Origin of the sequence: Phenylobacterium sp., assembly GCF_035276905.1 — a bacterium.
In the GTDB taxonomy this organism is placed as follows: Bacteria; Pseudomonadota; Alphaproteobacteria; order Caulobacterales; family Caulobacteraceae; genus Phenylobacterium.
Genome location: NZ_DATELG010000262.1, coordinates 1 through 3,491, shown reverse-complemented (window position 1 = coordinate 3,491; position 3,491 = coordinate 1). Strand labels below are relative to the sequence as shown.

Annotated in this window: 3 protein-coding genes; 2 read left to right on the top strand and 1 reads right to left on the bottom strand. The window is 71.6% G+C overall.

Annotation, left to right across the window (positions count from 1 at the left end):
• Together VJS38_RS12365 and VJS38_RS12360 are read left to right on the top strand one after the other, a co-directional pair.
• The coding region (locus VJS38_RS12365) for a FecR family protein (protein ID WP_324088450.1) at positions 1–717 on the top strand (717 nt) is incomplete at its 5' end.
• Between the two features lie 86 nt (positions 718–803).
• Positions 804–1,145, top strand: coding sequence for an EthD domain-containing protein (locus VJS38_RS12360; protein WP_324088449.1), 342 nt, complete (start codon positions 804–806; stop codon positions 1,143–1,145).
• Between the two features lie 6 nt (positions 1,146–1,151).
• Here the strand turns inward: VJS38_RS12360 and cofH are convergent, their stop codons facing one another.
• Entirely contained in the window at positions 1,152–3,476 is a 2,325-nt protein-coding gene (gene cofH, locus VJS38_RS12355) for a 5-amino-6-(D-ribitylamino)uracil--L-tyrosine 4-hydroxyphenyl transferase CofH (protein ID WP_324088448.1), read from the bottom strand.
• Between the last annotated feature and the right edge of the window lie 15 nt (positions 3,477–3,491).

Sequence of the window (3,491 nt, the reverse complement as noted above, 5' to 3'; positions counted from 1 at the left end):
GGCGCGGTCGCGGCCGGCCTCGCCGCGATCCTGGTGCTGCAGCCCCAGCCCGACACGGCCTGGATCTCCCACCCGACCATCTATGAAGCCCCCCCGGGCCAGACCCGCCAGCTCCGGCTGGCGGACGGCACCCAGGTGCATCTGAACGCCGGCTCGCACATCGCCGTGCACGTCGACCGGGCCAGCCGGCGCGTGCAGATGGCCGACGCCGAGGCGGTCTTCGATGTCGCCCACGACCCGCGCCGTCCGTTCCTCATCCGGGTCGGCGACCAGGAGGTCCGGGTGGTCGGCACCCAATTCAACCTGCGCCGTCGCGATCGCCGGGTCGTGCTCACCGTCCGCCGCGGCGTGGTCGAGGTGCGGCCGCTGGGCGATGCGTCGGCGGCCCCGACCCGCGTCACCGTGGGCCAGCAGCTGGTGCATGTCGACGGCGCATCGAGCTCCCTGGTCCGCGCGGCGGACGCCGAAGAGGCCTTCGGCTGGACCTCCGGCCGTCTGATCTACCGCAACGCGCCGCTGGGCGAGGTCGCCGCCGACCTGCAGCGGCGCTATGCGCGGCCGGTGCGGGTGGCCGACGCCGAGACCGCCCAGATCCGCTTCAGCGGCGTCCTGACGCTGGACGACGAGGCCGCGGTGCTGCGCCGGCTCGGCGCGTTTGCGCCGGTCGACGCACGGCCCGCCGACGACGGGACGGTGATCCTGCAGAAACGCGACTGATCGCGCCTGATCGCCAATCCGGGCCTCAAGACATAGGCCGATCGGCGAGCGCATGATCCAATCGCCGGCGAAGCCGGGAGGTCGCGATGATCAAGACGGTCTACTTCATGAAGCGCAAGCCGGGCCTCAGCCGGTCCGAGTTCAGGACCTATTACGAGGACGTCCACCGCAAGATGGGCGAGAAGGTGCTCGGCACCCTCGCCGCCCGCTACGTCCGCCACTACCTCGACCCGGTCCGCGTGCCGGAGGGGACGCCGGCCTATGACGTCGTCACCGAGATCTGGTTCACCAACCGCGAGCTCTATGAGCGCGGGATGGAGGAGCTCGCCCAAGACGACTTCATCGCCGACCTCATGCGGCTGTTCGATATGGACGGAGCCGCGCAGTACCTGTTCGAGGACTCGGAGTCGGACCTGTCCGACGACTGATCGTTGCTACGCCAGCTCACGCACCGGCGTCGTCGGCTCGATCAGTTTGTAGAGCGTCGTCCGCTGGCGCAGCGTCCGGCCGGCGGATTCCGCAGCGGCGCGCAGCTCGGCGACGCTGACCTCCTGGCCGTGCTCGGCGCCGGCCGCGCGGCTGATGCTTTCGTTCATCAGCACCCCGCCCAGGTCGTTGCAGCCGGCGTTGAGGCAGGCCGCCGCGCCCTCGAGGCCCAGCTTCACCCAGGAACACTGGATGGAGTCGATCGCCCGGTAGAGCGCCAGGCGGGCGACCGCGTGCATCAGCACGCACTCGCGCCAGGTCGGGCCGCGCCGCGCCTTGCCCTTCAGGTAGAGCGGCGACTGCATGTGCACGAAGGGCAGCGGCACGAATTCGGTGAAGCCGCCGGTGTCGAGCTGCAGGCGACGGACGGCCAGGAGGTGGCGCGCCCAGTGCTCGGGCCGGTCGAGATGGCCGAACATGATGGTGGCGGTGGTCGGCAGGCCGACCTCATGGGCGTCGCGCACGACGTCCAGCCATTCCCGGGTGTTCAGCTTGTCCGGGCAGATCTCGGCGCGGACCTCGTCGTCGAGGATCTCCGCGGCGGTGCCCGGCAGCGAGCCCAGGCCGGCGTCCTTCAACCGCAGCAGATAGTCGCGCACGCCCATGCCCAGGGTCGCCGCGCCCGAACTCACCTCCAGCGGCGAGAAGGCGTGGACGTGCAGGTCGGGGACCGCGCGCTTCACCGCCTGCAGAATCCCCAGATAGGTCTCGCCGGTGTAGCTCGGGTGGATGCCGCCCTGCAGGCAGACCTCGGTCGCGCCGTTGGCCACCGCCTCGACGGCGCGCTGAGCCACCTCCTCGTCCGGTAGGGCATAGGGCCTGTCGCGGGTTCCGGCCTTGGTCGAGGTCTTGGAGAAGGCGCAGAATCCACAACTGTAGGTGCAGATGTTGGTGTAGTTGATGTTGCGGTTCACCGCGTAGGAGACGACGTCGCCCCGCGCCTCGGCGCGCAGCGCATCGGCCGCGCGCACCACCGCCTGGGCGTGCGCCCCGCGGGCGGCGAAGAGGGCGGTGATCTCGCCCTCGTCCAGTTCCGCGCCCGCGGCCGCGCGAGCGAGGATCCGGTCCACCGATACGCCCGGCCCGATCGCCGGCGGCCCCAGGGGCGCTTTCACCGAGCCCGGCGGGTGCGAGACCGAGCCGGGGCACCAGGCGTGGTCGCGGGCGAGCCCCTCGGTGTCGCTCAGCTTCAGCACGGGCGCGCGCATCTTGGCGTCCAGCCACTCGGCGCGGGCGTGCACATAGCGGGGGTAGACGGTGAGCCGCTCTACCAGCGGGCGGCCGGCGCGGGCGCAGACCTCGGCGAGTTGCTCTATGTGCGGCCAGGGCGCCTCAGGATTCACATGGTCGATAGTGACCGGCGAGATCCCGCCCCAGTCGTCGATGCCGGCGTCGAGCAGGGCCTGCAACCGCCCCTCGTTCAGGTTCGGCGGCGCCTGCACCGCAACCTCGTCGGGCAGCATGATCCGGGCCCAGGCGATAACGCGGTAGAGGTCGGCCTCCGACGGCTCCCGCGCCGCCGCCATCCTGGTGTCGTCCTTGGCGCGGAAGTTCTGGACGATGACTTCCTGCAGGTGGCCGTGACGGCGGTGCAGGTCGCGCAGCGCGAAGAGGGCGTCGATGCGCTCGGCCTCTGTCTCGCCGATGCCGACCAGGACGCCGCTGGTGACGGGAACGCGCGCAGCGCCGGCGGCGTCCAGCGAGGCTAGGCGCACCGCCGGGACCTTGTCCGGCGAGCCGAAGTGCGGGCCGCCCTTCTGGCATAGCCGGTCCGAGGCGCTCTCCAGCATCAGGCCGCAGGAGGCCGAGACGGCGCGCAGGCGCTGGTAGTCCTCAGCGGCCAGCACCCCGGCGTTGATGTGCGGCAAAAGGCCGGTCTCGGTCAGCACCAGGCGCGCGCAGTGCTCGACGTAGTCGACGGTGCGCGCAAAGCCGAGGGCGGCGAGCGCCTCGCGCGCGGCGGCGTAGCGGCGCTCGGGGGCGTCGCCCAGGGTGAACAGCGCCTCCTTGCAGCCCATCGCCTTGCCCTTGGCCGCGATGTCGAGGACCTGCTCGGGCGAGAGGTAGGCCTGGGCCAGGGCCCGCGGCGCCTTGGCGAAGGTGCAGTAGTGGCAGACGTCGGCGCAGAGCTGCGTCAGGGGGATGAAGACCTTGCGCGAATAGGTGGTGCGCGCGGGCCCGCGGGCGTCGCGGCGCGCGCGGGCCTCGGCCAGCAGTCTCTGGGTCGGCGCGGCCAGCAGGCGGCTCTTCAACTGATCGTCGTCGATGCTCATCGTAACGCTCCGCCC